This window comes from Pandoraea sp. PE-S2T-3 (assembly GCF_002179965.1).
Classification (GTDB): Bacteria; Pseudomonadota; Gammaproteobacteria; order Burkholderiales; family Burkholderiaceae; genus Pandoraea.
Genome location: NZ_NGUQ01000012.1, coordinates 121,072 through 147,724 on the forward strand (window position 1 = coordinate 121,072; position 26,653 = coordinate 147,724).

The window sequence follows — 26,653 nt, forward strand, 5'->3', positions numbered from 1 at the left end:
CCTCAGGGGTTGTGCGAACGCTGCCCGGCAACCGGATGAAGGAAATCAAGCAATGTCGATTCTGATCAACAAAGATACCAAGGTCATCACCCAGGGTATTACTGGCAAGACTGGCCAGTTCCACACCCGCATGTGCCGCGAATACGCGAACGGCAAGAACGCGTTCGTCGCAGGCGTGAACCCGAAGAAGGCCGGTGAGGACTTCGAGGGCATCCCCATTTTCGGTTCGGTCAAGGACGCCAAGCAACAAACCGGCGCCACCGTTTCGGTGATCTACGTCCCGCCCGCAGGCGCTGCTGCCGCGATCTGGGAAGCCGTCGAAGCCGATCTGGACCTGGCGATCTGTATCACGGAAGGCATCCCCGTTCGTGACATGATCGAAGTGAAGGACCGTATGCGCCGCGAAGGTCGCAAGACCCTGCTGCTCGGCCCGAACTGCCCGGGCGTGATCACGCCGGACGAACTGAAGATCGGCATCATGCCGGGTCACATCCACAAGAAGGGCCGCATCGGCGTCGTGTCGCGCTCGGGCACCCTGACGTACGAAGCTGTCGGCCAACTGACTGCCCTGGGTCTGGGCCAGTCGACCGCCGTCGGTATCGGTGGCGACCCGATCAACGGTCTGAAGCACATCGACGTCATGCAGATGTTCAACGACGATCCGGATACGGACGCCGTGATCATGATCGGTGAAATCGGTGGTCCGGACGAAGCTACGGCTGCTGAGTGGATCAAGGGCAACATGAAGAAGCCGGTCGTCGGCTTCATCGCAGGCGTGACGGCGCCTCCGGGCAAGCGCATGGGCCACGCCGGCGCGCTGATCTCCGGCGGTGCCGATACGGCCGAAGCCAAGCTGGCCATCATGGACGCCTGCGGTATCAAGGTGACCAAGAACCCGTCGGAAATGGGCCGCCTGCTCAAGTCGGTGCTGTAATTACCGCCGGTTGACTCCGTTGCGGCTGCCGGAACCGGTCGCCATTGCGATGAGTCACTAGAAAGGGAGCCTGAACTATCGGGCTCCCTTTTTTGCTATGGGTTTCACATCAAGGATTTCTTGCCATGCTGGCGTTTTTCGCTGAGCTGAACTGGGCAGCCGTGCTGCAAATCATCATGATCGACATCCTGCTGGGTGGCGACAATGCCGTGGTGATCGCGCTCGCGTGCCGTAATCTGCCGGCCAAGCAACGTTTGCAGGGCATCATGTGGGGCACCGTCGGCGCCATTGTCTTGCGCGTGATCCTGATCGCGTTCGCCGTGACGCTGCTCGCCGTGCCCTATCTGAAGGCATTGGGCGGCCTGGCGCTGCTCTGGATCGGCACGAAGCTGCTCGTGCCCGACCACGACGCTCACGACAGCGTGAAGCCTGCCGACAAGCTCTGGACCGCGGTCAAGACGATCATCGTCGCCGATCTGGTGATGAGCATCGACAACGTGATCGCCATTGCCGGCGCCGCCGAAGGGGCCGCCGACCACCACCAGTTGCCGCTCGTGATCTTCGGGCTGCTCGTGAGCATTCCGCTCATCGTCTGGGGCTCGCAACTGGTGTTGAAGGCGCTCGATCGCTTCCCCATCATCGTGATGGCCGGCGCGGCGCTGCTCGGCTGGATTGCCGGCAACCTGATCGTGACCGACCCGGGCATCGGCCCCTGGCTGCATCTGCCGGGCGCCGCGGCCGAATACACGCACTACATTGCGTCGGGTATCGGGGCGTTGCTGGTGGTCGGTGTCGGGTTGATACTCCGGCGTCGCAGCGAGGCGCGTCAATTGCGTGCAACCTCTTCGGAATAATCCGGTCCATTACCGGGTGATTTCTCATCACCCATACAGCCCCGCCCGATTTTGATCTGCGGCAGGGTTCTCGGCGCGGGGGCTATGGCATACTCCGCCCACTTCCCCCCGACGAGCGCCGTTCCAAGCCTGGAATGGCGCATCCGTTTCGTTTTCAATGCTATCGCTGGGAGTTACACAATGCGTCGTTTCGGCCACCGGACCACCGGTATCGCCAAGTCCCGGGGCTTCACCCTGATCGAGCTGATGATCGTGCTGGCGATCATCGGTGTGCTGGTCACGGCAGGTGTCCCGTATCTGCAAAATTATCTGGTGCGTGCGCGCGTCGTCGAGGGTCTCGGGTCGGCGGCTGCCGCCAAGGCGCTCGTGGCCGAGAACGCCATGCACGGCGCGCCGTTCAACAGCGGCTGGCAGGTGCCGAGTGCGACGGATAACGTCAACTCGGTCAATATCGATGGCGGCACGGGCAACGTCAGCATCGCCTACACGCAGCGCGCCGGCGACGGCACGCTGGTGCTGGTGCCGATGCAGACCGGTCCCGACGGCAAGCCGAAGGTCCTGGACAGCGGCAAAGCGCCGGAAGGGCAGATCGTGTGGACGTGCTACGCGCAAGGCCGCGACGGCGCCCCGAGCGGTGCCACGCTGTCGGCCAAGGTCGCGCCGCCTGAGTGCCGGGGTGCAACGGCGGAAGCTGCGAAGGGCTGAGTCTGCCCGGGTAGCGAATGGTGTGTGCGGGGGTGAGGGACGGGGGATGGAAACCGTCCGTTATCCGCCGCATGGTTTGCGCATCGGAACGAGAGGCCGAGATTGGTCTCTCGCATGAAATGGTCGCCCCTCCGGCGACCGTTTTTCGTTATGCTTGCGCATCTTTCAACCGGTGTACTGCACGGCGGCGACCTTGTTTCCACCTCTGCTTCTTTCGATGATCGGGCTCACGCTGGCCGCGATCTGGGCGTTGCCCTACAACTTTGTCAAACACACGTATCCGATCTCGACGTTCTATTCGGAGGCGCTGACGTTCTCGCTGTTTGCCGCCCTCGGCGTGTTGTCGATGGTGGCCGTGTTGCGGCGCGATTCGCGTTTGCTGCAACTGCCGCGAATTACGTGGATGCCGCTGATGTTCATCGCGGTCATTCTCGTCCAGCGCGCGACGATGGCGACCGAGTTGCCGCAACTGATGATGACCGCGCTGCTCTACGGCGTGGCCATGATCGTGGCGGTGAGTTCGGGGTACTGGCTTGCGCAATTGGGCTGGCGCGGCGCGCTGATGCGCTTGAGTGCGGCGGCCCTCACCGTCGGTGGCCTGTACGCGTTCGGTGCGCAGGTGGTGCAGGCCTTCCATCTCGAAGCGCATGTGCCGTGGCTGGTCGCGAAGTACACGGTCAGCGTGGCGCGGCGCCTGTTCGGCAATATGTATCAGCCGAATCATCTGGCAACGTACCTGTCGCTCGCGAGTGCCGGTGCGTTCTATCTCTGGTATCACCGCAAGTTGCCGGTGTGGCTGTTGCTGCCGGTGTGGGCGGCGTTCGATATCGGTATCTGTTTCACGGGCTCGCGCACGCCGTGGCTGCAACTGGCCTTGCTGTCGGCCTTCGGTCTGTGGCTCGTCTGGAATGAGCGCGTCGATTCGCCGCACAACATGCGCCGTCCGATGCGTTGGTTCGCGCCTCTGGCCATCCTCCCGCTGCTGGGCCTGATGACGATGTTCGTCGGCTGGGCCAATGTGGCATGGGGCCTGCAACTCGACGGCAGTGCGGTGGCGCGGATGCAGCAGGCCGGGCAGGTCGCGGGGCGGCTGAACCTGTGGGAATACGGCTTTGCGATTTTCCGGGAGCATTGGCTCTTCGGTGCGGGGTGGTCGAATTACATCGACGCGCAGTTCGCGTTGGTCGACAAACTCGGCCCCGTCGAAATGGCGGACAACGCCCACAATGCGCTGCTCGATTTGCTCGCGAAAATCGGTCTCGTCGGCACGTTGCTGGTGCTCGTGCCGTTGCTGTTCTGGTTCGCCCGCGCGGTGCGCGCCATCAAGTCGGCACCGATTGCGTTCGCGTTCATCTTGCTGGGCATGCTTGCCGTGCACGCGATGCTCGAGTATCCGCAGCATTACGCGTTCTTCCTGCTCCCCGCGCTGTTCCTGCTGGGCTTTTGCGATACGAAGGCCATCAATGGCGTGTCGCCGACCGCGACCGGGGCCATCAACGGCGTGATCGTACTGTTCGCCTGCGTGGCGATTCCGTGGTTGATCGCCGACTACCAGCGTGTGGAAGTGGCTTACCGTGCGGGCAAGATCGACACATATCGCACGGACCCGGCGTTGTTCTTCGCACCATATGGCGACTACGCCGTGACCGGCGCGTTGTACCTCAATCGCGATCAGCTCGACGAAAAACTGGCGTCGCATCGCGAAGCGCTGGCGCTGGGTGCCGGGCCGACGATGATCAAGCGTTACATTGTGCTGCTCGCCCTCGCGGGGCGCGACGACGAGGCGCTGGAAGACGTGCAGCGTCTGAAAAACTACAACATGCAGATATTCGACGGTCAGTACGCCGCGTTGATTCGCTTGCTGCGCGCGCAGGGCGACGATCTGAAGCCGTTCACCAAGCGTGTCATCGATAAGTGGGGGCGCCCGAAGGGAGACCCGGATGACGACGAGGCCATGACGTCGCCGGCGTCGGCTGCCAAACGGATGTCCTGAACGTCACCGTCGTCGGTGCCGCAAATAGAAACGCCCGCAATTCACATTGCGGGCGTTTTCTTTTGGAAGGCCCGTTGGCGGGCATTCGGTCTCCGAGCCTACGGTGCCAAGCCTTGGGGCGGGTCTCGTGTCTGGCCTGGCGTCAGGCCTTGTCGCCTTCTTCCGGCGCGGCCGCAGGAGGCACGGCGATATCCGGGGAATCCGCCACCGGATCGTCCTCGTTCTCGTCGTTTCGTGCCCAGAAGAAGCGATCGGGGAAATGCCGTCCCATCCCCGGACGGAACGCATTCTCGAGCACTTGTTGCAAGTACTCCTGTGCTTCTCGCACGGCCTCGGGCATGGCCAGACCATTGGCGAGCATCGCAGCCACTGCCGCCGCGAGCGTATCCATGGCACCGGCCACGTTATGCGGCGGGCGGTCCCACGTGTCTTCGCGCACCACGCCATCGTCCGAATACAACGTGTGGGTGAATTGCGGCGCGTTGCTGTCGCTCACCAGAATGAACTCGCAGCCGTGTTCGAGCAGGATGCTCACGGCTTCCTCCATCGACACGTTTTCGTTCTCGCTGACCGTCTGTGCCAGCGCGATGGTGCTCGCCGGGCTCACCACCAGCACGCTCGCCTGCGGCACCAGCAGGCTGGCGGTGGCTTCGCGCAGTTCATCGGCCGACAGCAGGTGTTCGCCGGCCAGACCGAAGTCCGGTGCCACCACCAGTGGCGTCTCGTCATAGTCGGCGACGATTTCGGCGATGGCGGCGACGTTCTCGGCATTGATGGTACTGCCGACCTTGAACGCGGCCACCGGCATGTCTTCGAGCAGCATGCGTGCCTGATCGACGATCCAGTCCGGGTCGACCGGCTGCACGTCCACGCAGGCGCGTGAGTCTTGCGATGAATAACCGGTGAGCACCGACACGCCGTAGCCGCCCATGCTCGCGAACGTGAGCAGGTCGGCCTGAATGCCGGTGGCCGAGGTGGGATCGGAAAGCCCGAAGGTCAGCAGAATGGGAGGGGATTCAGTTTGCATGGGGGCAGGATAGACGGCGATCTGGTCAGGGCTTGGGTTCGTTGGTACCATCACGCCTTAAATGCCCGCTTCGGAGCGCTTGCAAGCGTCGTGGGCAGCACCCGCCGGGCAATGCATCGGCAGGTCCCCCACATCACCGTTCGACAAGTCTGTCGCCGGGGCCCGAAGCGGTTGACAAGCCATTGTAACGGAACGCTAGTCGCTTAAGAAAGAATGGAATACAAGAGCTGGATGTGCCTCATTTGCGGCTGGATTTATGACGAAGAGGCAGGTTTGCCCGACGAAGGCATTGCCCCCGGCACGCGCTGGGACGACGTGCCCATCAACTGGACCTGCCCTGAGTGCGGTGCGCGCAAGGAAGACTTCGAGATGGTGCAGATCTGAGGCCGATGGCCCATGGTGACTCCGCAAACGCCCCTCGACACCCCTGCAAGCACGTCTGGTCCTGCGACACGCGAGACGCGTGACGCCCCGCTATGGCGTCTGCCCGACGTCGCCGAGGCGTTGACCGAAGCCTCCGACGCGTGGTCGAACGGTCCGGCGGCGGCGCTCGGACCGTTACGGCGTGCCAATCGTTTGTTGCAGACCAGCGGTCATGCCGACTGGGCACTCCATGGCGAACGGCTCGTGCAAGCGATTGCCGAGACGGCCTACGGTCAGCCGGGCAGTCAGGACGCCATGCGCAATGCGCTGCGCCAGTTCGAGCGCGAGATCTGGCAGGCCGGTGCTGCACCCTCTACACCGGCGGTATCGACTACACCCGCTGTAACCCCCGACTGGCCGGGTTCACCGACCCCCGGCGAACTGCGCATGACCGGCTGGGCCGTCGCCACGCCGCGTCTGCATGGCTTGCCGGCGGGGACCGCGCCCCTGCGTGCCGATGTCGAACGCGTGTTGTTGCGTCTGCTGCGTCCCGACGCCGATGCGACCGACACCACGGCAGCCCTCGCACAACTGGCCGATCTGGCCGCTGACCTGCACCGTGCCGGGGCGACCGCGCCGCTCGATTACTGGCGTCTCGCTGCCGCATGGCTGCGTTTTGCCCGTGCCCCGCTGAGTCTGGCCGACAAGCGCCAGATCGGGCGAATGAACATGGCGCTGCGGCGCCAACTGACGCGGCCGACCGAGCCGGGTCAGACGACCACCGGTATTTCCGCGCAGAACCTGTCGGCAGCGCCTGCGGCACCGGGACAAGCCGGCACGGCCGCAACGAGTGCAACAGGCACAGCAGGCGCTGCATCGGCCACCAAATCACAAGCCGACGTCATTCCGGGTCACGACTTGCTCGAAGCGCTGGCGACGTGGCAGGCGCAGGCACCGGATAGCTGGCTGAACACGTTGTTGGCCGATTTCGGCGTGCTGCGCAGTGGTGGCAACTTGCCCGCATCGTTGGCCGACGCCGTCGAAGCCGCGCAGAAGCAGGGCGCGGGCACGAGTTCGCGCGACTGGCTGCGCATCGGTCCGATTGCGGTGCGCCATGACGTCTGCCAGACCTTCCTGAGTCTTGCCGACGAAGCCTTGCCGAATCTGAACGACCCTGCCGTGGCGGGGCGTGTTGCCGACTATGCGTCGGCGATCGGTCTGGCGCCGGTCGCCCGGCTGGCTGCTGCCGTGTCGGCGACGGGCGAGCGTCTGGCGGCGTCGCCACCGGCCGAGCCGGGCGGCCCGGCGGCACTGGCCATGACCGTCAAGGCGTTGCGTGGCATGCTTCACCAGTTCGCCGCAGACGCTTACCCGGAGCCGCGTCCCGACCTGATTGCCGAGATGGCAATGTGGCGGGAGCGGGCGCTGGATGCGAGTGTATTCGGACAGCGGCTCGTCACCGGGCGCGACGTTCCGTGATAAAGTCGGCAGCAAAGGCTGCCTAAGGTGGCCGAACAAGGTGGCCGATGGCCGTAGCACGATGCGGTAAGACCGCAAACCGTCCGCGAAACTACTTTGGCCCTATGCCGAACGACCGTATCAATCTCACGAACCAGTTCCTCATCGCCATGCCGGGCATGGCCGATCCGACGTTTTCCGGAACGGTCGTGTACATGTGCGAGCACAGCGAGCGCGGCGCGATCGGACTGGTGATCAATCGTCCGACCGATATCGACCTGCAATCGCTGTTCGAACGGCTCGACCTCAAGCTCGAAATCGACCCGTTGGCGCATCAGCCGGTGTTCTTCGGCGGCCCGGTGCAGACCGAGCGCGGCTTCGTGCTGCACGAAGCGACCGGCACGCCGTACAGCTCGTCGCTGTCAGTGCCGGGCGGTCTCGAAATGACCACCTCCAAGGATGTGCTCGAAGCCGTGGCGAATGGCGACGGTCCGAGCCGCTTCCTGCTCACGCTCGGTCATTCGGGCTGGAGCGCGGGGCAACTGGAAGACGAAATCAGCCGCAACGGGTGGCTGACCGTGGCCGCCGATCCCGGCATCGTGTTCGATGTTCCGCCGGCCGAGCGTTTTGACGCTGCACTCGCGTTGCTGGGGGTATCGTCGTCGATGCTCTCCGCCGACGCTGGCCACGCATGACGGCTGGCAGCGCCACGGTGCTCGCCTTCGATTACGGCGAGCGTCGTATCGGTGTGGCGATCGGCAATCTGCTGCTGCGAGAAGCCCGTGCACTCACCGTTCTCGCCAATCTCAATCGTGAAGTCCGTTTTGCCGAAGTCGGCAAGCTCGTTGCCGAATGGCAGCCCGAGCTGATCGTCGTCGGCCTGCCTTGTCATCCCGATGGCACGCCGCATGAAATGACCCAGCAGGCCAAGCGCTTCGGCAATCAGGTCAATGGGCGTTTCGATGTTCCCGTGGTGTGGGTCGACGAGCGATATTCGTCGGTGGCCGCGGCCGCCGCACTCGCCGAAGCCGGCGTCAAGGTCTCACAAAAGACCTCCCTCGACGCTGAAGCCGCCCGCATCATTCTCCAGCAGTACTTCGACGAGCATGTGCCTGCCTGACGCCGCGCCGCAGGCGTGTTCCGGATCGCACCAACCACCCGGATCGCCCCGATCGGGCGAAGCCCCCCAGCAACGGGCCGCCGCCCCGGAGACGCCGCATGGCTAATGGAATGCTCGGCCGGCGCGGCCACCCGCAACTGACTCGCAACGGCGAGTTGAAGCATTTGCTCACGGTCGAAGGCCTGCCGCGCGCCGTTCTCACTCATATTCTCGACACGGCCACACAGTTCGTCAGTCTGAACGACGGCGACGTGAAGAAAGCGCCGCTGCTGAGCGGCAAGTCCGTTTTCAATTTGTTCTTCGAGAACTCCACACGTACGCGCACGACGTTCGAGATCGCGGCTGCGCGACTGTCTGCCGACGTGTTGAATCTGAATATCAACGCGTCGTCGACGAGCAAGGGCGAAACCCTGCTCGACACCATCGGCAACCTCTCGGCGATGCATGCGGACCTGTTCGTCGTGCGGCATGCACAGTCGGGTGCCCCCTACCTGATCGCCGAGCATTGCGCACCGCACGTGCACGTCATCAACGCGGGCGACGGGCGTCATGCGCACCCCACGCAGGGGCTGCTCGACATGTACACGATTCGCCACCACAAGGGTGATTTCAACAACCTGACGGTGGCCATCGTCGGCGACATCCTGCACTCGCGGGTCGCGCGCTCCGATATTCACGCACTCACCACGCTCGGCGTGCCGGAAGTCCGCGCCATCGGGCCGCGTACGCTGCTGCCGACCGGGCTCGAACAACTCGGCGTGCGCGTGTTCCACGACATGGATGAAGGGCTGCGCGACGTGGACGTCATCATCATGCTGCGTTTGCAGAACGAGCGGATGAACGGTGCACTGCTGCCGTCGGCGAGCGAGTACTTCAAATACTACGGCCTCACCCCCGAGCGGCTGGCCCTGGCCAAGCCGGACGCCATCGTCATGCATCCGGGGCCGATGAATCGTGGCGTGGAAATCGATTCACGGGTGGCGGACGGCCCGCAGTCCGTCATTCTCGAACAAGTGTCGTTCGGCATTGCCGTGCGCATGGCGGTGATGAGCATCGTCGCCGGAAACCACGGATGAGCGCGCCCATGAAACTGCATCTGAAGGGTGGCCGCGTCATCGACCCCGCCACCCGCACCGACCGGGTCCAGGACGTATTCATCGCGGACGGCAAGATTGCCGGCTTGGCCAGCGCGCCGGATGGCTTCACCGTCGATCGAACGATTGACGTCTCACGCCTTGTCGTGGCGCCGGGGCTGATCGATCTGGCGGCCCGCAAGATGACGGCGGCCAGCGAAGCGGCGGCGGCATTAGCCGGTGGCGTGACGCGCGTTGTCTGTACGCCCGATGCCGATCCGGTGCTCGACGCGCCCGATCTGGTCGAAATGCTCCAGCATCGCGCGCGTGCCATGCACCACGCGCAAGTGCATCCACTCGGCGCACTCACCGTCGGACTCGCCGGACGGGAACTCACCGAAATGGCCCAGTTGAGTGCAGCGGGTTGTATCGGTTTGTCGCAGGCCAATGCACCGATCGCGGACAACCGCACGCTGCTGCGCGCGCTGCAATACGCGGGCACTTTCGGGTTGACCGTCTGGTTGCGCCCGCAGGATGCCGCACTCGCCGCCGGGGGTGTGGCCGCCAGTGGCGCAGTGGCGTCGCGTCTTGGGCTGGCGGGAATTCCTGTGGCCGCCGAGACGATCGCGCTGCACACCATTCTCGAACTGGTGCGTGTCACGGGCACACGGGTGCATTTGTGCCGCTTGTCGTCGGCTGCGGGCGTCGCGCTGGTGCGTGCGGCCAAGGCCGAGGGCTTGCCTGTCACGTGCGACGTCGCGGCGCATCACCTCCATCTCACCGACATGGACATCGGTTATTTTGATGCCCAGTACCGGCTCGACCCGCCGTTGCGCGGCCAGCGCGATCGCGAGGTGATTCGCGATGCGGCCCGCGACGGGACGATCGATGCCATCTGTTCCGACCACACCCCGCTTGCTGCCGATGCCCGGCTCGTGCCGTTTGCCGAGGCAGCACCGGGGGCGACGGGGCTGGAATTGCTGTTGTCGCTGGTATTGAAGTGGGCCGATGAAGCCCGGGTGCCGCTGATCGACGCGTTGGCGCGCGTCACCCACGGACCCGCACAGCATCTGGACGGTCTGCGCAGTTTGGGCATCCCAAGCAAAACGAGCGACGAGGCGGCCGGGGCAGGTAAGCTTGCCGTTGGCCTGCCGGCCGATCTCTGCGTGTTCGAGCCTTCCACCTATTGGACAGTTTCGCCGGCGCTGCTGCGCAGTGCGGGACACAACACCCCGTTCCTCGGCTATGAATTGCCGGGACGCGTACGTCTCACACTGGTCGGCGGCCACGTGGCGTATGAAACCCTTGCCGTTTAGGACGCGATTGCCGTGTTGTTGATCAAAAAACTCCGTCTGGGCCTGCACCTCGCGCGCGGCCTGCTGACCGCGCTGATGCTATTCCCGTTCCTGTCGGAAGCGGGCCGGCATCGCCGCATTCGTGCATGGTCGCAAAAGCTGCTGAGACTGTGCGGCATGCAACTCGAAGTCGAACAACGCGGGCCGCTCCCCGAGAGCGGTGTGATGCTGTTGTGCAACCACGTCTCGTGGATCGACATCTTCGCGATCAACGCGTGGCAACCGGTGCGCTTCGTGGCGAAAGCCGAGATTCGTCACTGGCCGCTGGTGGGCTGGCTGTGCGTGCAGACGCGCACGATCTTCCTGCAACGCGAACGCCGTGCCGATGCGCGCCGCATCATGCATTACCTGTCGGAATGTTTGCGCGACGGCGACATCATCACGGTGTTTCCGGAAGGCACGACCACGGACGGCAGAAGCCTCCTGCCGTTCCACGCCAATCTGTTGCAAGCCCCTGTCAGCACCGGCAAGCCCGTGCAGCCGCTGTGTCTGTTCTACACAGATGCCGCCAGCGGGCGTCACACGATGGCACCGGCGTACATCGGCGAGATGACACTGATCGAGTCCATCGACATGATTCTGCGTGCGCCGCCGATGACGGTGCGTCTGGCAGTGGGCGAGCCGCAGTACCCGCAGGACGGACAACATCGACGCGACGTCGCACTCGCCGCACAGAAGGCGGTGGGCGATCAGTTGCAGGGGTACTTGCCGGAAGCGGTGCTGCCGCAGAGCGGCTCGGTCGGGTCGCGTGAGGCGGCCGTGGGCGATGAAGAGGGCGACACCACGCAGGCCGTGCAGGTCTGATTCGGGATCTCTCCCGGGATCACAAATGAAAACGGCGCCGTAATCACGGCGCCGTTCTTGTATCGGCGATGCGCTTGTTCGGCGCGGCGATAAAGTGGTCAGGCTTCCTTGCGCTTTGCCGCCTTCTCAGGCTTGTCGTTCTTGTCCACCTTCTCGGCCTTCGAACTCTTCGCTGCGCTCTTGCCGATCTTCTCGAGCTTGCGCACGGACTTGCCAAGCTTTTCTTCCTTGGCGGCCTTGAACGCATCTTCGGCCTTCTCGGCCTTCTTGATCTTGCCGCGCTTCTTGCCATCGGCGGAGCCGAACGGATCACGCACCTGCGGGCAGTCGATCTGAATCAGGTCGCGTTGTGCCGGCGAGTCGGCCAGTTTCACCGCCGTCAGCTGTCCACCCCACACGCAGCCGGTGTCGAGCCCGAGCACATGCTCACGCATCACCAGACCGAGTGCCGACCAGTGACCGAACACGACGGTGATATCGGCGGTCCGTCGATTCGGCGCCTCGAACCACGGCTTGAGGTCGTCCGTGGCGGCGTCGGCACCTTCCTTGAGCTTGAAGTCGATGCGGCCATCGGCGGTGCAAAAGCGCAGCCGCGTGAGCGCATTGATCGTGAGGCGTCGACGGTCGTCGTCGGTCAGACCTTCGCGCCACTGATCCGGCTGATTGCCGAACATGCGCGAGAGAAACGCCTGCCAGTCCGGGCCACGCAACTGGCTTTCCACGTCGCGTGCGAGCGTGATGACTTGCTCGGCGTCCCACTGCGGCAATACGCCGGCGTGCACCATCAGGTGGCCGTGGGCGAAGTGTGCGAGCGGACGATGGCGCACCCAGTCGATGAGTGCGTCGCGATCGGGGGCGTTGAGAATATCGTCGAGCGTATCGCTGCCGTGCGCCTGCCGCACGCCGGCGGCAACCGCCAGCAGGTGCAGGTCGTGGTTGCCGAGGACGACACTTACGCGATCGCCGAGGGCGATGACCTGACGGAGCGTGTCGAGGGAACGGGGGCCGCGATTGATGAGATCGCCGGCCAGCCATAGATCGGCGTCTTCCGGCAAAAGGGCAAGAAGTTCTTCAAACGACGTTTGGCAACCCTGAAGGTCGCCGATGGCATAGATGTCACGCATCGCGGTGGCGCTGTCTTGTCTTGTTGTCCCGAACAGGGGGATTCCGTGTGCCGCGGCCGAGCACTTCAGTGGTTCACCAGTCAGTGGCTTACCGAAGTGCGTCGCCCCCCGTGGTCTTTCATTTTTTGTAGATCAGCCAGCGGGGTGCCTTGAAGCGGACGATGCGCAGGTACAGCCAGACATACGTCACCATGAAGGCGACGCAGCAAAGTGCGAGCACCAGGCTGTGTCGCCAGAAGACAGTCGCCGGGATCACTGCCAGCAAGCATAACAGCCACAGGTACGGGGAGGTCAAGGAATTGCGTTGCGTGAGGGCACTCGCAGTGCGCACGCCAACGGCCCAGCGCATCAGCCGCTTGTACACGAGCATGTGCAGGTGCACGCCATCGGGAATGCCGGGCGAGATGCCGCGCACGAAGCGCTTGCGATAGATCGAGAAACAGACCTCGAACGCCGGGTAAATCACCATCAGTGCGGGATACCACGGCGAGACCTGCGGGTTGCGCATCACCAGCAGGATGGCGATTTCGGCCAGCATGAAGCCGACGAAATAGGCCCCGCCATCGCCGAGGAAGATCAGGCCGCCGGGGAAGTTGAAGATAAAGAATCCCAGAATGGCCCCGACCATGATCATCGAGGTGGTGAGCACAATGGGGTCCTGCACCTGAAATCCGACATATCCGAGCGAGGCGAACATGATCATGGCGACCATGGCGGCGAGCCCGTTGAACCCATCGATGATGTTGACCGCATTGGCCATGCCGGCCACGCACAGCACCGTGAGCGGCACCGACACCGCGGCAAGCAGCAGCGCCCTATCGGCAAAACCGATGTCGATGCGCGTGATGCGAATGTCGAGCAACAGCCACGCGAGCAGGGCGGCGAACATGGTGCAGACCAGCCGCACCGTCGGCGTGACCTTCTTGGTCAGGTCTTCGACAAAGCCGCCGAGAAACGCCGGCAGGCCGCAGGCCACGAGCATCAGAATGTCGCGCGCGACTTTGGGGTAGGGGAAGGCGAGGGCTGTGGCCGCCACGATCAGGCCGGCCAGAATGCCGACGCCGCCGATGCGGGGCACCGGGCGGACGTGGAATTTCTGTACGCCGACGACATCGCTGTCACCGGAAAAGCGGGCGTGGACATGCGCGTAGCGCACGATGAGCAGCGTCGTGACGAACGACACGACGAGAGCGATGGCAAGACTCAGCATGATGCAATCCGATGGCCTGCGATGAGGCCATCAAAGAGTGAAGCGGACAATCAGGATTTCTTTTTCTTGACGATCAACCAGCGCGGCGAGCGGAACCGTACGATGCGGCGATACAGCCACGTGTAGGTCACGATGAACGCCAGACAACACGCAACGAGAATGCCCGTGTGGCGCCAGAAGATCGTGGCGGGAATGACCGCCAGCAGGCAAAGCACCCACAGGTACGGCGACGTCAGCGAATTACGGCGCGTGAGTTGCGCCGCGACCCGCGAGCCGACCGCCCAGCGCAGAATGCGCTTGTAAATGAGCATGTGCAGGTGCACGCCGTCGGGCATGCTGGGCGACACCCCCCGGATGAAGCGGCGGCGGTAGATCGAGAAGCACACCTCGAAGATCGGATAGATCAGCATGAGCGCCGGATACCACGGCGACACGGCCGGGTTGCGCATGACCAGCAGAATGGCCAGTTCGGCCAGCATGAAGCCGACAAAATAGGCCCCGCCGTCGCCGAGGAAGATCAGGCCGTTCGGGTAATTGAAGATGAAGAAGCCCAGCACGGCCCCGATCATGATCATCGACGTGGCCAGCACGATGTAGTCGCCCACTTGAAACGCGACGTAGCCCAGCGACGCGAACATGAAGATGCTCACCATCGCCGCCAGACCATTGAAGCCATCGATGATGTTGACCGCATTCGTCATGGCGGCCGTACAGATGACCGTCAGTACCACTGAAATGACGGGAATCGTCAGCAGATTATCGATCGGCGCGATGCCGATGCGATTGATGTGAATGCCGAGTATCAGATAGGCGACGAACGCCGAGATCATGGCGCACAACAGGCGCATGCGCGGCGACACCCGCTTGGTGATGTCCTCGATGAAGCCGCCAAGGAACACCGGGGCGGCGCTCGCCGCGAGAAGGAGAATCTCCTCCAGGGGGCCGTCGTAGTGAAGCTTCGCAAACGTGCCGGCGGCGAGCAGGCCGAGCATGATGCCCAGCCCGCCGATGCGTGGCACCGGGTGCGCATGGACCTTCTGGACGCCCTTCGTGTCGCTGTCGCTCGAAAAGTGCGCATGCACGTGGGCATAACGCACGATCAGCAGCGTGGTGACAAACGAAACTACGAGGGCCAATGTCAGGTTCAGCATAGTGCGGACAAGTCGTTGAGCGCGTTGTTAGTTCTTATGTGCGACTGGTGTCAGCTTATTGCGCTGAATCGGATGAGAGCCGGGTGCGAGTGGGGCTCCCATCGATCTCGCCGAGGATTCTGAAATACTCCGCGATCACCAGACCTTCGTCGAAATTTTGCGCTACTTTAGCACGCCCGGCCCTTCCAACTGCCTGCAATTCCGGCAGGGGCATGCCAGAAGTTGCCGCCATTTGCGTTGCCAGCGCCTTGGCATCCTGAACGGGTACGACCCATCCGGTGATGCCATGGTCGACCACTTCGCGGCATCCCTGCACGTCGGTCGTGATCACCGGGCGTGCCATCGCCCCGGCTTCGAGCAACGTCCGGGACAAGCCTTCGCGATACGACGGCAGCACGATGCAGTGCGCCTGTGCGATCGCGGGCCGCACCTCCTGCGTCACCCCCAGATACTCAACCAGCCCCTCCCGTTCCCACTCGGCGATCTGGTCGCGTGAAATGGCCGTGGGGTTTTCCACGTCGGCCGGACCCAGCAACTGGCATTTGACATGCGGGGCCGACGTCTTGAGCGCGCGGGCCGCCTCGATGAACTCCAGCACCCCCTTGTCGCGCAGCATGCGGGCAATCAGCAGGAACCGGAACGAACCGTTGTCGGCCGGCCATGGTGCGCTGGCAAAGTGATCGAGATTTACCCCTTCACCGGGCAGCAGCCGCGCCTTGCGCAAGTCGACGAGCCCGCCGCCGACCATGGCGTCGAAATCCGATTCGTTCAGGAACCAGTTCTCGCGCGTATGGCGAAACGCGTGGCGGTAAAGCAGGCGGACGATCCGGGTCAGGAACGAACGATTGATGAAGACCGTGCCCATCCCCGTCGTGATCGACACCGAGGGAATACGCGCCCAATGCGCGGCCATGGCGCCGTAGATATTGGGCTTGATCGTGTAGTGAAAGCACGCGGCGGGGCGAACGCTGCGGTAAAGGCGGAACAACCGCCGGGCAAGCGCGAGATCGTCGAGCGGATTCTTGCCCTTCGACGCCATCGGCATGAGGTGAACAACGCACCCCATCGCGCGCAGGAGCGGCGCATAGTCGTCATCCGGGGCGACCACATGCACCGGGTAGCCGTCGGCCAGCAGGGCACGGATCGGGCCGCCGCGGAAGTTGTGGATCGACCAGAACGAATTGGAGCAGAACAGAACGGGTGGGCGCATGGGCGATCAGTGAGTTGAAGCGGGCCGTGCGGCGAGCTGCGCGTAGGCATCGAGCCAGCGCGCCACGACGGCGTCGAGCGAGTAATGAGTGACGATGCGCTCGCGGTTGGCGGCCCCGATCGCATCGCGTGCGCCGGCGCTCAGGCGCAGCAGGCGGGTCAGGGCATCGCCCAGCGCGCGGGCATCGCCGACCGGTACAAGGACGTTGCCGCCGCCAGCGCCGAGCAGTTCGCGTACCCCGCCGCAATCGGTCGACACCACCGGCAGGCCGCTCGCCATGGCTTCGCCGACCACCAGCGGCAGGCCTTCCCATGCCGACGACATGGCGTAGACATCGGCCGCGCGCAGCCACTGCGCTACATCGTCGCGACGGCCCAGCAGCGTGATGGCGTGCGACAGGTTCAGCGTCTCGATCTGTGCCTGCAAGGCGGCACGCAGCGGGCCGTCGCCGGCGATATAGAGCCGGGCATCCGGCATGTCGGCGAGCACTCGCTCGAAGGCGTCGAACAGCGTCGGGTAGTCCTTCGCGTCGACCAGACGGCCGGCAGCGAAGACGACGGGCGGCCCGGGCGGAGCGGGCGAGCGGGCATCTGCTGACAGCAAACGTTCACGCAGGGCGGGGCGGTCGGCCGGATTGGGGCGGTAACGCTGGGTGTCGATACCGTTGGGCATGCTGACGATGCGCGCGGCGGGGGCGGCGTGTTGGGCCACGAACGCGGCGACGGCGTCGTCGCTGACATTGGTTGTCAGGTCGGTGAGCCGGTCGGTGAGCCGATACGCGAGCATGCGCAGCTTGCCGCCTTCATTGCGGCTGTGCGCGCTGGTCACCAGCACCGGCATCGGCGCAAACAGCCGGGCAACGCGGGCCAGCAAGTTCGCATGCACCATGTGGGCGTGCACGACGTCCGGCCGCAGGCGCCGGATATGCGAGGCAAACTTCGCGACGGCCGCCGCCAGCGACCAAGGCGTCTTGGCGGCGCGTAATTCGATCAGGGAAAAGCGGGGGGAGTCCGGCAACCGAACGGTGCACTCGCCGGTCAACGAGATCATGACGACATCGTGCCCGCGCGCGAGAAATCCACGAGCAAGATCGGCGACCTGCGTTTCCGCGCCGCCCAACTGCAAGCCGGTCACGAATAGTACGATCTTCATGCGGCGCTCCCCGGGGCAGTTGTCGCGTGCGACCACATCCCCTCCCAACGCGCCGCGATGGCATCGGGCAGGTACGCCTGAGCGTGCACGTAGCCGGCAGCGCCGAGCCGCTGGCGAAGTGGGGCATCGTCGATCAGACGGCGCAGGACGACGGCGAGCGCGTCGATATCGCCATCGGTAGCGATCAGACTATCGATCCCGTCATGCAGCAGTGCCCGGGGCCCGGCGTCGGCAGCAAAGCCCGCGATGGGCAGCGCAAACGCCTGTGCTTCGAGCAGCACCAGTCCGAAGCTTTCTCGTCGCGACGGCAGGCAGTAGATCGCGGCTTCGGCGTAATGCCGGGCGATGTCGGCTACCGCCGGCAGCAACTGCACGCTGTCGCCGGCACCGCGCTCGCGGGCCTGCGCAATAAGGGCATCGCGCAACGCCCCGTCGCCAACGATCCGGACCTGCCAGCCGGGCGCGTCCGCCGCGATTTTCGTCCACGCGTCGATCAGCCGGTCGAACCCCTTTTCGGGCACCAGACGCCCGACAGCGAGAATGCAACGTGCGTCATCATGCGAGGGCGCTTCGGCCGGGGCTGCGATGCCCAGCGGGTTGGGCAACGTGACGAACTGCGCTCGCGCGTGAGGATAGCGAGCTTGCCAGGCGTCGCGATCGGCGTCGGTAAGCACCACGACGGCATCGTAGCGGCGTGCGGCCAGACTGCGGGCCCAACGGCGCGCGCGACGGCCGAGGTCGCTCGCATAAGTGCTGTGCTCCCACGCGATACGGCGCAACGACAGGCCGAACGTCGCAGGCAGTGTGTAGAGCGCGAGCATCGGGTCGACGTCGATCATTACGTCGATACCGTGTTCTTGCACGTACCGCCGAACGTTTCGAACGATCGACAAATAGTGATGTTTGAAAGCCACGCGCTCGGCAAACAGTGCGTGATGCTGAACGTCGGAGGCCAACGCAAAGACGGGTGTGTGGCCCCACAGCGAAAGCACGTGGACGCGGTGGCCGCGTGCGGCAAGCGCGTTGGCCAGCGTGGCGGTCGCCCGCTCGGCACCGGCGAAGGCGGCCAATGTGCCGGTGAACAGGCAGATCGTCCGGGGCGTGCGGTTGGGGGAGGCTGTCGTCATCGCGTCAATCCCGTCGCAGCAGCCAGATGCCGAGACCGAGGGCGGCCGCGTAGCCCGCGCCGTACCCCAGTGCCCCCGCCAGTGCCCCGATTTGCGGGGCGAACGTGCGCACTACGGCGAACGCGACCACTGCCGAGAACAGCCATTTAGCGATCACCCAGCGCCCGGCACCGCGCCGCACCAGCGTCAGATTGAGCGCAGCGTCGGCAAACACCAGAATGCCCATCAGGGCCGACACACGCAGAATCTGCGCCGACTCCGCAAACCCGGCGCCGTAGATCAAATGCACGATCCAGGGGGCGAGCAGCGCGATGGGGATGGCCAGACTTGCCCCGGCCGCGACCATCAGCCACATGGCGCGCACCGTATTGCGGCGCGCGTGCAGGTTATCGTTGGCCTGAAAGATCAACTGTGGCGCCAGCGAATTCGCGATGATCGGCGCGACGAGCACGAAGTTCTCCGTAATCTGCATGGCGGCCGCGTAGGCGCCAAGTTCGGCCAGCGGAATGATCGGTTTGAGCACGAGTTGATCGATGCGCTTGAAGAGCATCATCAGCATCAAACCGCCCCAGAACGTCATGCCGTTCGTGAGCAATTCGCGCAGCAGTTCGGGACGCCAGATCACTCGGGTGGACGGTGAATGCCGGAAGTAATGGCGGGCGAGCAGTGCGGCGGCGACCGCGGCTTCCACGGCGTAGACGATGGCGAACGCGACGATGCCCGCATGGGTGACGAACAACACCGCCACCAGTGCGAGTTTGGCGCCGAGTGCGCACAAGTTGGCCGTCACGCTAGGGCGATTGAACGTGCGTGCCTGCAACCAGGCGATGACGATGCCGACCGGCTCGCGGAACCACAGCGCCACGCCGAGCCAGAGCGCGGCGGCCATCAGTTCCGAGTCGGCAAACACGATGACGTAGACGGCCAGTGCCGCGTAGGCCACGGCGGCGGCGCCGAGACGCAGCATGAAGGCGTGAGCGATGACCGTGCGCTGCTCCGCTTCGGGCTTGCCCACGAGGCGCGGTACGACGACTTCGCTGCCGCACAGCAGCGTGAGCGAGGCCGCCAGAAATACCAGCGATTGCGCGTATTGAAACAGGCCGAACTGGGCGGCACCGAGACTACGGGCGAGCAGGCCGGAGACCACGATGCCGCCGACGATTTGCGCGCCGCGCTCGGTCAGCATCCAGAGGATGTTGCGAATGATGGTCCGGTAGGGCATGTGGGCGGGCGCGGGGCTCACTCGTTCTCAAAATAAGCAAAACCGGCCTTGGGAGGCCGGTGCTGGGGGACTTCACTGGCTTGTCATCGTGAGCCGGTACGGTTCGCAGGGCGATTGTAGGTACTCGCTGACAAGGGTTTCGCGGCGTGCCGCAGTGCGGCGAAGTCCCGTATAATTTTAGCGTAATGCAGCCGTTACCGGCCTGCCTTCGTGGCGGGCCGTTCTTGATCTGGCAGCATGGCGGCGTGCTCTGACATGCCGCTTCGCGAATCCGCTTGGGTACCCGCTTCAGCTATTCGTATCAGGTACTAATTTCCCCCTCGTTCCCGAGAGACCCTTTTCCATGACGCAAACCACGCAAGTTTCGCCTGCGATTTTCAAGGCATACGACATTCGCGGCATCGTCGGCAAGACCCTCGATGCCAACGTCGCGCACCTGATCGGTCGCGCTTTCGGCACGGCGCTGCGTCGCGAAGGCGGCAATGCTGTCGTGGTCGGCCGTGACGGCCGCCTGTCCGGCCCCGAGTTGGTCGGCGCACTCTCCGACGGCCTGCGCGCCGCCGGCGTCGACGTGGTCGACATCGGCGTCGTTGTCACCCCGATGGTCTATTTCGCCACCAACGTGACCCTGCACGGGCGCGTCGTCGATTCCGGCATCATGGTCACGGGCAGCCATAACCCGCCCGACTACAACGGCTTCAAGATGGTGCTGCGTGGCCGTGCCATTTACGGCGATGCCATTCAGGGTCTGGCGAAGCTCATCGAACAGCAGGATTTCGAGACGGGTCAGGGCACCTACACGGCCGACGAGATCGGCGAGTCGTATCGTTCGCGCATCTCGAACGACGTGCATCTGGCGCGTCCGATGAAGATTGCCGTCGACTGCGGCAACGGTGTGGCCGGCGCTTACGCCCCGGCGCTGTTCCATGCGTTGGGTTGCGACGTCATCGAGCTGTTCTGCGACGTCGACGGCACGTTCCCGAACCATCACCCGGACCCGGCACACCCCGAGAACCTCCAGGACCTGATCCGCACGCTCCAGACCACGGATGCCGAGATCGGCCTCGCCTTCGACGGTGACGGCGACCGTCTGGGGGTTGTGACCAAAGACGGCCAGATCATCTATCCGGACCGCCAGCTCATGCTGTTCGCGGCCGACGTGCTGAGCCGCAACCCGGGCGAGAAGATCATTTACGACGTCAAATGCACGCGTAATCTCGCCAGCTGGGTGCGTGAGCATGGCGGCGAGCCGGTCATGTGGAATACGGGCCATTCGCTGGTCAAGGCCAAGCTCAAGGAAACCGGCGCCCCGTTGGCTGGTGAGATGAGCGGTCACGTGTTCTTCAAGGACCGCTGGTACGGTTTCGACGACGGCCTGTACACCGGCGCGCGCCTGCTCGAGATTCTCTCGAAGTCGGCCGATCCGAGCGCAGTGCTCAACGCGCTGCCGAACTCGATCTCCACGCCCGAGTTGCAGATTCCGCTGGCCGAAGGCGAGAACTTCGCGCTGATCGACAAGCTGCGCGAGACCGCGAAGTTCGATGGCTCGCAGGAAATCATCAAGATCGACGGCGTGCGTGTCGAGTATCCGGATGGTTTTGGTCTGGCGCGCTCGTCCAACACCACGCCGGTCGTTGTGTTGCGTTTCGAGGCCGACAGCGAGGCTGCCATCAAGCGTATTCAGGACGACTTCCGCAGCGCCATTCTGGCGGTCAAGCCGGACGCCAAGCTGCCGTTCTAAGCGTGGATTGAGGGCATTTCGGGCCTGACGTTTGCCAGCCACTGGCGGCGTCGGGCCCGAACTGTCACCGAAGCCATGATTGGCGGGCCGGGACAGAGTAAAATCGCGTTTTTGCTCACGAGGCCCGGCCGAACCGCCGGAGCGTTCGGTTGCAGGTTCTGATCGTCAAAGTCTCGTCGCTCGGCGACGTCGTCCATAACATGCCCGTGGTGCAGGACATCCTGCGTCACTATCCCGACGCCCAGATCGACTGGGTTGTGGAAGAGGGCTTCGTCGACCTCGTCAAACTCGTGCGCGGTGTGCGCCGGGTTATCCCCTTTGCGCTGCGCCGCTGGCGCAAGAAGCCGCTCGCTGCCCAGACATGGCAGGAGATCGGCACATTCCGCCGTGCCTTGCGCGAAACCCCCTACGACTACGTGATCGACACGCAGGGTCTGGTCAAGACCGGCTGGATCGCGCGCACGGCGCGTGGTGCCGTGTGGGGGCTGGGCAATCGCACCGAAGGCGCCAGCTATGAATGGCCTGTGCGGCTGCTCTACCAACATATGGTGCAGATCGAACCGCACACCCACGTGGTGACGCGTTCGCGCCTGCTGGTCGCCGGGGCGATGGGTTTCGAGGTGCCGGGGGATATCGACTTCGGCATTGCGACCGAGCGTGCCGATCACAGCCAGTGCCCGGACCGCCCGTATGCCGTGTTCGTGCATGCCACATCGCGTGACGACAAGACGTGGCCCGAGGCTGACTGGATTGCGCTGGGCCGCGATCTGGCTGCGCAGGGCCTGCTGATCGTGTTGCCGTGGGGCAGTGCGGCCGAGCGCGAGGTGTCCGAGCGTTTGGGCGCGGCGCTCGGTGACAGCGCATGGGTCCCGCCGAAGATGAATCTGTCGCAGGTGGTCGGGCTGATTGACCGAGGCGCGATCACCGTCGGCGTCGATACCGGTTTGGTACATATTGCCGCAGCGCTGAACCGCCCGACTATCGAGCTATACAATTTCAGCACTGCGTGGCGCACCGGCGGATTCTGGTCGCCGCACATCGTCAATCTCGGCGACGCCGAGCATAAACCCACGCTCGCGCAGGTGCGCGACACCGTGCGCGCGTTCGCACCGTTGTTGCCGGCAGCCTCGCCGTCAGCGCATGGGTTGCCGGGCAACGTCGCCGCCTCCGGGGAGGACCGAAACGCATGAGCCAAACGAATTCAACCAGCACCGCAAACACCGCGAACACTTCGAACGCCGTGAATGCCGGCAAGGAAAGCGGCCAGATCGTCACCGTCGAATCCGGCAACTGGCAGGGCGGCGAGTTGTCGCTGCCGCGCGAGCGGCTGGTAGCCGATGTCGAGGCCGGCAAAGTGCTGTATTTCCCGCATCTGGCCTTTGCGATCGGCGCGGACGAAAAGCGTCTGCTGGACCCGGCGATTGCCGATCCCAAGCGCAAAAACATCAGCCTCGATCCAAAAACCGACGTCCTCGTGGGCGTGGCGTCCGACGACACCACCCAGCGTGCCGTGCATGCGCTCGTGAAGCGTTACTACGCGCAGGCGTGCAGCCTGATCGACGGCTTGTTGCCCGAGTACCGGGGCAAGCTGCGCGCGGCGCCGACGAGCCTGCGTCTGCATCAGGTCGAGACGCGCCAGACCTCGTGGCGCAAGGACGACAGCCGCCTGCACGTCGATGCGTTCCCGTCGCGGCCGAACTATGGCGAGCGCATCCTGCGCGTGTTCACCAACATCAACCCGGCGGGCCAGCCTCGCGTGTGGCGCGTGGGCGAGCCGTTCGAAGACGTGGCCAAGCGTTTCCTGCCGAAAGTGCCGACTCAGTGGCCGGGTTCCGCGTGGTTGCAAAACGCGGTGGGCATTACCAAGCGTCCGCGCAGCGGTTACGACCACATCATGCTGAATCTGCACGACGGCATGAAGGCCGACATGACTTACCAGAGCGAGGCCGATCAGCAGACCATGCCGTTTCCGCCGGGGAGTGTGTGGATCTGTTTTTCCGACCAGACCTCGCATGCCGTGATGTCCGGACAGTTCATGATGGAACAGACCTTCTTCCTGCCGGCCGACGCGATGGTGCACCCCGAGTGCTCGCCGTTGGCGGTCTTGCAACGTCTCACGCACCGGGCGCTCATCTGATGTTCCTGCGTCTCGTCTATGGTGCGTTGTGGTGGATCGTTGCACCGCTCGCGGTGATTCGCCTGTGGTGGCGTGGCCGGTTCGAGCCGGGCTATCGCCGTCACATTGGTGAGCGTTTCGGTTTTTACGATGCGGCGCCGTACACCGGCCGCCCGCTCATCTGGGTGCATGCCGTCTCCGTTGGCGAGACGCGTGCAGCGCAGCCGCTTATCGAAGCTTTGCTCGAGCAATACCCGTCGCACGGCATCCTGCTCACGCACATGACCCCCACGGGCCGTGCCACGGGCGAAAGCCTGTTCGGCGATCGCGTGCTGCGCTGTTACCTGCCGTACGACATGGTCGGGCCGATCCGGCGCTTTCTGAAGCAGTGGCGCCCGAGCGTCGGCGTGGTGATGGAGACCGAAGTCTGGCCGAACCTGATCTTCACGTGCCGCGAGCAAGGCACGCCGCTGGTGCTCGTCAATGCGCGGATGTCGGCGCGCTCATTCAAGCGGGCGGCCAAGTTTGGCGAAGCGGCCCGTCCGGTGTTCGGTGGTTTCACGCGCGTGCTTGCGCAGAGCGATGCCGACGCCGAGCGCTTGCGCATGTTGGGTGCGCATGACGTCGACGTGCTGGGCAATCTCAAGTTCGACATGACGGCACCCCCCGCACTGGTAGCGCTGGGCAAAGTGTGGCGCGAGCGTTTCGGCAATCGGAAAGTGTGGCTGGCCGCCAGCACACGCGATGGTGAGGAAGCGCAGGTATTGCAGGCACGGGCCATGTTGGCGGCAGCGTCGGACGAAGGACGTCGCGCGTTGTTGGTGCTGGTGCCGAGGCATCCGCAGCGATTCGACGAAGTCGCGGCGATGTTGGAGAAATTCAGACTCAACTACGTGCGCCGCAGCGCGTGGCCTGACGACGGCACGCCGCTGCCTGCCGACGTCGAAGTGGTCTTGGGCGACTCGATGGGCGAGATGCCGGCGTATTTTTCGGCGGCGGACATCGCATTCATCGGCGGCAGTTTGCTGCCGTTGGGCGGCCAGAATCTGATTGAAGCGTGTGCTGCGGGAACCCCGGTGATTTTCGGTCCGCACATGTTCAACTTCACGCAGGCGAGTGAAAACGCGTTGGCGGCGGGCGCTGCTCGACGGGTGAGCGATGCGGGCGAGTTGGCGGCGTCGTTAGCGGACTTGTTGGTCAACGACGATCGTCGATTGGCGATGCGTACGGCGGCGACGTTATTTGCCAAGCAGCATCAGGGCGCGACCCAGCGCACCGTGGGCGCACTGGGCCGTTGGTTGGGTGAGGAGACGACGGTCGAGCAAGTCGTAAAAGCGGCACCGAGTGCGACTTGAGCCGGTCTGTCCCGAGGGACAGACCGAGTGATACGAATCGGCCTTAGCGCCGCAACGGCGCCGTCGTTCCCGGCCGCACACCTTTTTCAGGCAACCCCGCGCCGGAGTTCTTCGGTGCGGCTTCGCGAACACCAGCCATCGCAGCCGACGCGTCAGGATTTTCCGTCAGCAGTGCGTTGAGCAATTGCAGATCGGTGTCCACCAGCGTGGCCGCGCTGGCCTTCAACTGAAGGCTTGAGAGCAGCGTGCTGTAGCGTGCTTTGGCGAGATCGCGACGTGTCGTGAAGAGTTTGTCTTCCGCGTTGAGCACGTCGGCGTTGATGCGAATGCCGACCTGATAGCCCAGCTTGTTCGACGCCACCGACGATTGCGCCGATTGCTCTGCGGCCTCAAGCGCCTTCACCTGCGCCAGTCCGCTGGAAACCCCGAGATACGACGTACGCGCACTCAGCACGGCAAGCCGGCGTGCGTCATCGAGATCACTCGTTGCCTTGTCTTCCAGCGCAAGTGTCTGGCGGAGTTTGCTCTGCACCGAGCCGCCCGAGAAGATCGGAATGCTGATCTGAATGCCGATCTGTCCCGCCGAGCTGGGCCCTGAGCCTTGGCTGGTCGGACTCGACATCGCCGACGACAGCAGGCTGTTCGCGTTACCGACGTTCGAGTGCGCCCCACTGGCGATCAGATCGATCGACGGCATATAGCCCGACTTCGCTTTCGACGTTTCTCGTCGTGCCGTCTCCAGCGTCAGCGTCTGCAACTGCACGCCGTAGTTCGCTTGTTCCGCTTGTGCGACCCAGTCCGCCACATTGTTCGGCTGCGGCGAGGGCAGCGTCGAGCCAGCACGCAGCGTCGCGAGCGAGCCGACCGGATGGCCGACGATGCGCGCAAATGCAGCGCGGCGTACGTCGAGCGTGTTCTGCGCAGCGATTTCCTGCGCGGTGGCCTGATCGAAACTGGCCTGCGCTTCATTCGCGTCGACGATCGTCGCGTTACCCACTTCGAAATTGCGCTTCGCGGCGGCGAGCTGTTCGGCAATCGCCTGCTTGTGCGTACCGGCCAGCGCGAGGTCATCCTGCGCCGCGAGCACATCGAAATACGCCCCTGCGACACGCAGAATCAGATCCTGCTCGGCTTGCGCAAACGAGGCTTCGGCGGCGGCGACCGTCAGCTTGCCTTGCTGATACGTCTGCCAGCTATCCCAATGGAAGATCGGTTGCGTGAGCGCGAGGCTGTAACCGCTGCTGCCGAACGTGTTCGAAATATTGCCCGAGCCGTAGTGCGTATTCACGGTGCTCCACCGCGCGGTCACTTGCGGCAGCAGGGCAGCACGTGCCTGCGGCAGGGCTTCGACATTCGCGAGATAGGCCGAACGGGCGCTGGCGATCAGCGCGTCGCGGGTCTGGGCTTCCCCATAAAGCTGGAGAAGATCGGTGGCACCGGCGGGCGCGGCGAGCGCGAAGCACATCGTCGCGAGGACAACGGGCATCGCAGACGCTGCGCGCAGGGCAGGCGCACGCTTGGCCGCGCGCGGATGCGCGGCGAGCCTCGAGGGGCGCATG

The 26,653-nt window shown here is 64.3% G+C and carries 24 protein-coding genes; 15 read left to right on the plus strand and 9 right to left on the minus strand.

What is annotated here, in order from left to right:
* Window positions 1-52: 52 nt before the first annotated feature.
* The 4 genes from sucD to CDV46_RS09050 all read left to right on the plus strand — a co-directional run bounded on the left by sucD (window position 53) and on the right by CDV46_RS09050 (window position 4,486).
* Complete coding sequence (gene sucD / locus CDV46_RS09035) at window positions 53-934, plus strand: succinate--CoA ligase subunit alpha (protein ID WP_058376073.1); 882 nt, start codon at window positions 53-55, stop codon at window positions 932-934.
* 125 nt (window positions 935-1,059) lie between these two features.
* Window positions 1,060-1,788 carry a TerC family protein gene (locus CDV46_RS09040; RefSeq protein ID WP_087686454.1) on the plus strand — a complete coding sequence of 243 codons (729 nt, stop codon included), beginning with the start codon at window positions 1,060-1,062 and terminating at the stop codon, window positions 1,786-1,788.
* Window positions 1,789-1,968: 180 nt separating this feature from the next.
* The gene (locus CDV46_RS09045; protein ID WP_217896725.1) at window positions 1,969-2,493 is read left to right on the plus strand and encodes a pilin; all 525 of its coding nucleotides are present in this window, start codon (window positions 1,969-1,971) and stop codon (window positions 2,491-2,493) included.
* A gap of 193 nt (window positions 2,494-2,686) precedes the next feature.
* Window positions 2,687-4,486, plus strand: coding sequence for a PglL family O-oligosaccharyltransferase (locus CDV46_RS09050; RefSeq protein WP_140413329.1), 1,800 nt, complete (start codon window positions 2,687-2,689; stop codon window positions 4,484-4,486).
* A 142-nt stretch (window positions 4,487-4,628) separates the two neighbouring features.
* Here the strand turns inward: CDV46_RS09050 and thiD are convergent, their stop codons facing one another.
* A complete protein-coding gene (gene thiD / locus CDV46_RS09055) occupies window positions 4,629-5,513 on the minus strand; it encodes a bifunctional hydroxymethylpyrimidine kinase/phosphomethylpyrimidine kinase (RefSeq protein ID WP_087686456.1) in 885 nt (294 codons plus the stop codon).
* Between the two features lie 213 nt (window positions 5,514-5,726).
* Between thiD and CDV46_RS09060 the strand changes: the two genes are divergently transcribed.
* The 7 genes from CDV46_RS09060 to CDV46_RS09090 all read left to right on the plus strand — a co-directional run bounded on the left by CDV46_RS09060 (window position 5,727) and on the right by CDV46_RS09090 (window position 11,686).
* Entirely contained in the window at window positions 5,727-5,897 is a 171-nt protein-coding gene (locus CDV46_RS09060; RefSeq protein WP_039370930.1) for a rubredoxin, read from the plus strand.
* Between the two features lie 12 nt (window positions 5,898-5,909).
* Window positions 5,910-7,355, plus strand: coding sequence for a hypothetical protein (locus CDV46_RS09065; protein ID WP_087722360.1), 1,446 nt, complete (start codon window positions 5,910-5,912; stop codon window positions 7,353-7,355).
* A 104-nt stretch (window positions 7,356-7,459) separates the two neighbouring features.
* Window positions 7,460-8,029 carry a YqgE/AlgH family protein gene (locus CDV46_RS09070; RefSeq protein ID WP_058376067.1) on the plus strand — a complete coding sequence of 190 codons (570 nt, stop codon included), beginning with the start codon at window positions 7,460-7,462 and terminating at the stop codon, window positions 8,027-8,029.
* A complete protein-coding gene (gene ruvX, locus CDV46_RS09075; RefSeq protein ID WP_087686458.1) occupies window positions 8,026-8,454 on the plus strand; it encodes a Holliday junction resolvase RuvX in 429 nt (142 codons plus the stop codon). Before CDV46_RS09070 ends, ruvX begins: the two co-directional genes overlap by 4 nt.
* 98 nt (window positions 8,455-8,552) lie before the next feature.
* Window positions 8,553-9,530: an aspartate carbamoyltransferase catalytic subunit gene (locus CDV46_RS09080; protein WP_087722361.1), complete on the plus strand. Its 978-nt coding sequence runs from the start codon at window positions 8,553-8,555 to the stop codon at window positions 9,528-9,530.
* A gap of 8 nt (window positions 9,531-9,538) precedes the next feature.
* Window positions 9,539-10,843 (plus strand): dihydroorotase, encoded by a 1,305-nt coding sequence (locus tag CDV46_RS09085; protein WP_087722380.1) that lies wholly within the window; start codon window positions 9,539-9,541, stop codon window positions 10,841-10,843.
* A gap of 12 nt (window positions 10,844-10,855) precedes the next feature.
* Window positions 10,856-11,686 (plus strand): lysophospholipid acyltransferase family protein, encoded by an 831-nt coding sequence (locus CDV46_RS09090; RefSeq protein ID WP_087722362.1) that lies wholly within the window; start codon window positions 10,856-10,858, stop codon window positions 11,684-11,686.
* Between the two features lie 98 nt (window positions 11,687-11,784).
* Here the strand turns inward: CDV46_RS09090 and CDV46_RS09095 are convergent, their stop codons facing one another.
* From CDV46_RS09095 to CDV46_RS09125, 7 genes are all read right to left on the minus strand, one after another.
* The gene (locus CDV46_RS09095) at window positions 11,785-12,810 is read right to left on the minus strand and encodes a symmetrical bis(5'-nucleosyl)-tetraphosphatase (RefSeq protein WP_087686461.1); all 1,026 of its coding nucleotides are present in this window, start codon (window positions 12,808-12,810) and stop codon (window positions 11,785-11,787) included.
* A gap of 118 nt (window positions 12,811-12,928) precedes the next feature.
* Window positions 12,929-14,020: an MraY family glycosyltransferase gene (locus CDV46_RS09100; RefSeq protein WP_087686462.1), complete on the minus strand. Its 1,092-nt coding sequence runs from the start codon at window positions 14,018-14,020 to the stop codon at window positions 12,929-12,931.
* 50 nt (window positions 14,021-14,070) lie between these two features.
* Window positions 14,071-15,171, minus strand: a complete 1,101-nt coding sequence (locus CDV46_RS09105) for an MraY family glycosyltransferase (protein WP_087686463.1) — start codon at window positions 15,169-15,171, stop codon at window positions 14,071-14,073.
* 55 nt (window positions 15,172-15,226) lie between these two features.
* Window positions 15,227-16,381 carry a glycosyltransferase family 4 protein gene (locus CDV46_RS09110; RefSeq protein WP_087686464.1) on the minus strand — a complete coding sequence of 385 codons (1,155 nt, stop codon included), beginning with the start codon at window positions 16,379-16,381 and terminating at the stop codon, window positions 15,227-15,229.
* Between the two features lie 6 nt (window positions 16,382-16,387).
* Window positions 16,388-17,533, minus strand: a complete 1,146-nt coding sequence (locus tag CDV46_RS09115; protein ID WP_087722363.1) for a glycosyltransferase — start codon at window positions 17,531-17,533, stop codon at window positions 16,388-16,390.
* Window positions 17,530-18,660: a glycosyltransferase family 4 protein gene (locus tag CDV46_RS09120; protein WP_087722364.1), complete on the minus strand. Its 1,131-nt coding sequence runs from the start codon at window positions 18,658-18,660 to the stop codon at window positions 17,530-17,532. Before CDV46_RS09120 ends, CDV46_RS09115 begins: the two co-directional genes overlap by 4 nt.
* A 4-nt stretch (window positions 18,661-18,664) precedes the next feature.
* Window positions 18,665-19,882 (minus strand): oligosaccharide flippase family protein, encoded by a 1,218-nt coding sequence (locus CDV46_RS09125; protein WP_087722365.1) that lies wholly within the window; start codon window positions 19,880-19,882, stop codon window positions 18,665-18,667.
* Window positions 19,883-20,225: 343 nt separating this feature from the next.
* On the opposite strand from CDV46_RS09125, the gene CDV46_RS09130 reads away from it, so the two are divergent.
* The 4 genes from CDV46_RS09130 to waaA all read left to right on the plus strand — a co-directional run bounded on the left by CDV46_RS09130 (window position 20,226) and on the right by waaA (window position 25,094).
* Window positions 20,226-21,623, plus strand: a complete 1,398-nt coding sequence (locus CDV46_RS09130; RefSeq protein WP_087686468.1) for a phosphomannomutase/phosphoglucomutase — start codon at window positions 20,226-20,228, stop codon at window positions 21,621-21,623.
* A 200-nt stretch (window positions 21,624-21,823) separates the two neighbouring features.
* Complete coding sequence (waaC, locus tag CDV46_RS09135; protein ID WP_441339322.1) at window positions 21,824-22,813, plus strand: lipopolysaccharide heptosyltransferase I; 990 nt, start codon at window positions 21,824-21,826, stop codon at window positions 22,811-22,813.
* The gene (locus CDV46_RS09140; protein ID WP_254915979.1) at window positions 22,810-23,760 is read left to right on the plus strand and encodes a Kdo hydroxylase family protein; all 951 of its coding nucleotides are present in this window, start codon (window positions 22,810-22,812) and stop codon (window positions 23,758-23,760) included. The genes waaC and CDV46_RS09140 overlap by 4 nt, the downstream gene beginning before the upstream one ends.
* A complete protein-coding gene (waaA, locus tag CDV46_RS09145; protein WP_087686469.1) occupies window positions 23,760-25,094 on the plus strand; it encodes a lipid IV(A) 3-deoxy-D-manno-octulosonic acid transferase in 1,335 nt (444 codons plus the stop codon). Before CDV46_RS09140 ends, waaA begins: the two co-directional genes overlap by 1 nt.
* A 43-nt stretch (window positions 25,095-25,137) precedes the next feature.
* On the opposite strand, the gene CDV46_RS09150 is transcribed toward waaA, so the two are convergent.
* Window positions 25,138-26,652, minus strand: coding sequence for a TolC family outer membrane protein (locus tag CDV46_RS09150; RefSeq protein ID WP_087722366.1), 1,515 nt, complete (start codon window positions 26,650-26,652; stop codon window positions 25,138-25,140).
* Window position 26,653 lies beyond the last annotated feature (1 nt).

Excerpts from the sequence above, each read along its gene's own strand:
- CDV46_RS09085 (WP_087722380.1), top strand. The coding sequence starts at position 9,539 with ATGAAACTGCATCTGAAGGGTGGCCGCGTCATCGACCCCGCCACCCGC.
- sucD (WP_058376073.1), top strand. The coding sequence starts at position 53 with ATGTCGATTCTGATCAACAAAGATACCAAGGTCATCACCCAGGGTATT.
- CDV46_RS09110 (WP_087686464.1), bottom strand. The coding sequence starts at position 16,381 with ATGCGCCCACCCGTTCTGTTCTGCTCCAATTCGTTCTGGTCGATCCAC.
- CDV46_RS09070 (WP_058376067.1), top strand. The coding sequence starts at position 7,460 with ATGCCGAACGACCGTATCAATCTCACGAACCAGTTCCTCATCGCCATG.
- CDV46_RS09100 (WP_087686462.1), bottom strand. The coding sequence starts at position 14,020 with ATGCTGAGTCTTGCCATCGCTCTCGTCGTGTCGTTCGTCACGACGCTG.
- CDV46_RS09095 (WP_087686461.1), bottom strand. The coding sequence starts at position 12,810 with ATGCGTGACATCTATGCCATCGGCGACCTTCAGGGTTGCCAAACGTCG.
- CDV46_RS09040 (WP_087686454.1), top strand. The coding sequence starts at position 1,060 with ATGCTGGCGTTTTTCGCTGAGCTGAACTGGGCAGCCGTGCTGCAAATC.
- CDV46_RS09140 (WP_254915979.1), top strand. The coding sequence starts at position 22,810 with ATGAGCCAAACGAATTCAACCAGCACCGCAAACACCGCGAACACTTCG.
- CDV46_RS09125 (WP_087722365.1), bottom strand. The coding sequence starts at position 19,882 with ATGCCCTACCGGACCATCATTCGCAACATCCTCTGGATGCTGACCGAG.
- thiD (WP_087686456.1), bottom strand. The coding sequence starts at position 5,513 with ATGCAAACTGAATCCCCTCCCATTCTGCTGACCTTCGGGCTTTCCGAT.
- CDV46_RS09105 (WP_087686463.1), bottom strand. The coding sequence starts at position 15,171 with ATGCTGAACCTGACATTGGCCCTCGTAGTTTCGTTTGTCACCACGCTG.
- CDV46_RS09080 (WP_087722361.1), top strand. The coding sequence starts at position 8,553 with ATGGCTAATGGAATGCTCGGCCGGCGCGGCCACCCGCAACTGACTCGC.
- CDV46_RS09115 (WP_087722363.1), bottom strand. The coding sequence starts at position 17,533 with ATGAAGATCGTACTATTCGTGACCGGCTTGCAGTTGGGCGGCGCGGAA.
- ruvX (WP_087686458.1), top strand. The coding sequence starts at position 8,026 with ATGACGGCTGGCAGCGCCACGGTGCTCGCCTTCGATTACGGCGAGCGT.
- CDV46_RS09065 (WP_087722360.1), top strand. The coding sequence starts at position 5,910 with ATGGTGACTCCGCAAACGCCCCTCGACACCCCTGCAAGCACGTCTGGT.
- CDV46_RS09120 (WP_087722364.1), bottom strand. The coding sequence starts at position 18,660 with ATGACGACAGCCTCCCCCAACCGCACGCCCCGGACGATCTGCCTGTTC.
- waaA (WP_087686469.1), top strand. The coding sequence starts at position 23,760 with ATGTTCCTGCGTCTCGTCTATGGTGCGTTGTGGTGGATCGTTGCACCG.
- CDV46_RS09045 (WP_217896725.1), top strand. The coding sequence starts at position 1,969 with ATGCGTCGTTTCGGCCACCGGACCACCGGTATCGCCAAGTCCCGGGGC.
- waaC (WP_441339322.1), top strand. The coding sequence starts at position 21,824 with ATGCCCGTGGTGCAGGACATCCTGCGTCACTATCCCGACGCCCAGATC.
- CDV46_RS09060 (WP_039370930.1), top strand. The coding sequence starts at position 5,727 with ATGGAATACAAGAGCTGGATGTGCCTCATTTGCGGCTGGATTTATGAC.
- CDV46_RS09150 (WP_087722366.1), bottom strand. The coding sequence starts at position 26,652 with ATGCGCCCCTCGAGGCTCGCCGCGCATCCGCGCGCGGCCAAGCGTGCG.
- CDV46_RS09130 (WP_087686468.1), top strand. The coding sequence starts at position 20,226 with ATGACGCAAACCACGCAAGTTTCGCCTGCGATTTTCAAGGCATACGAC.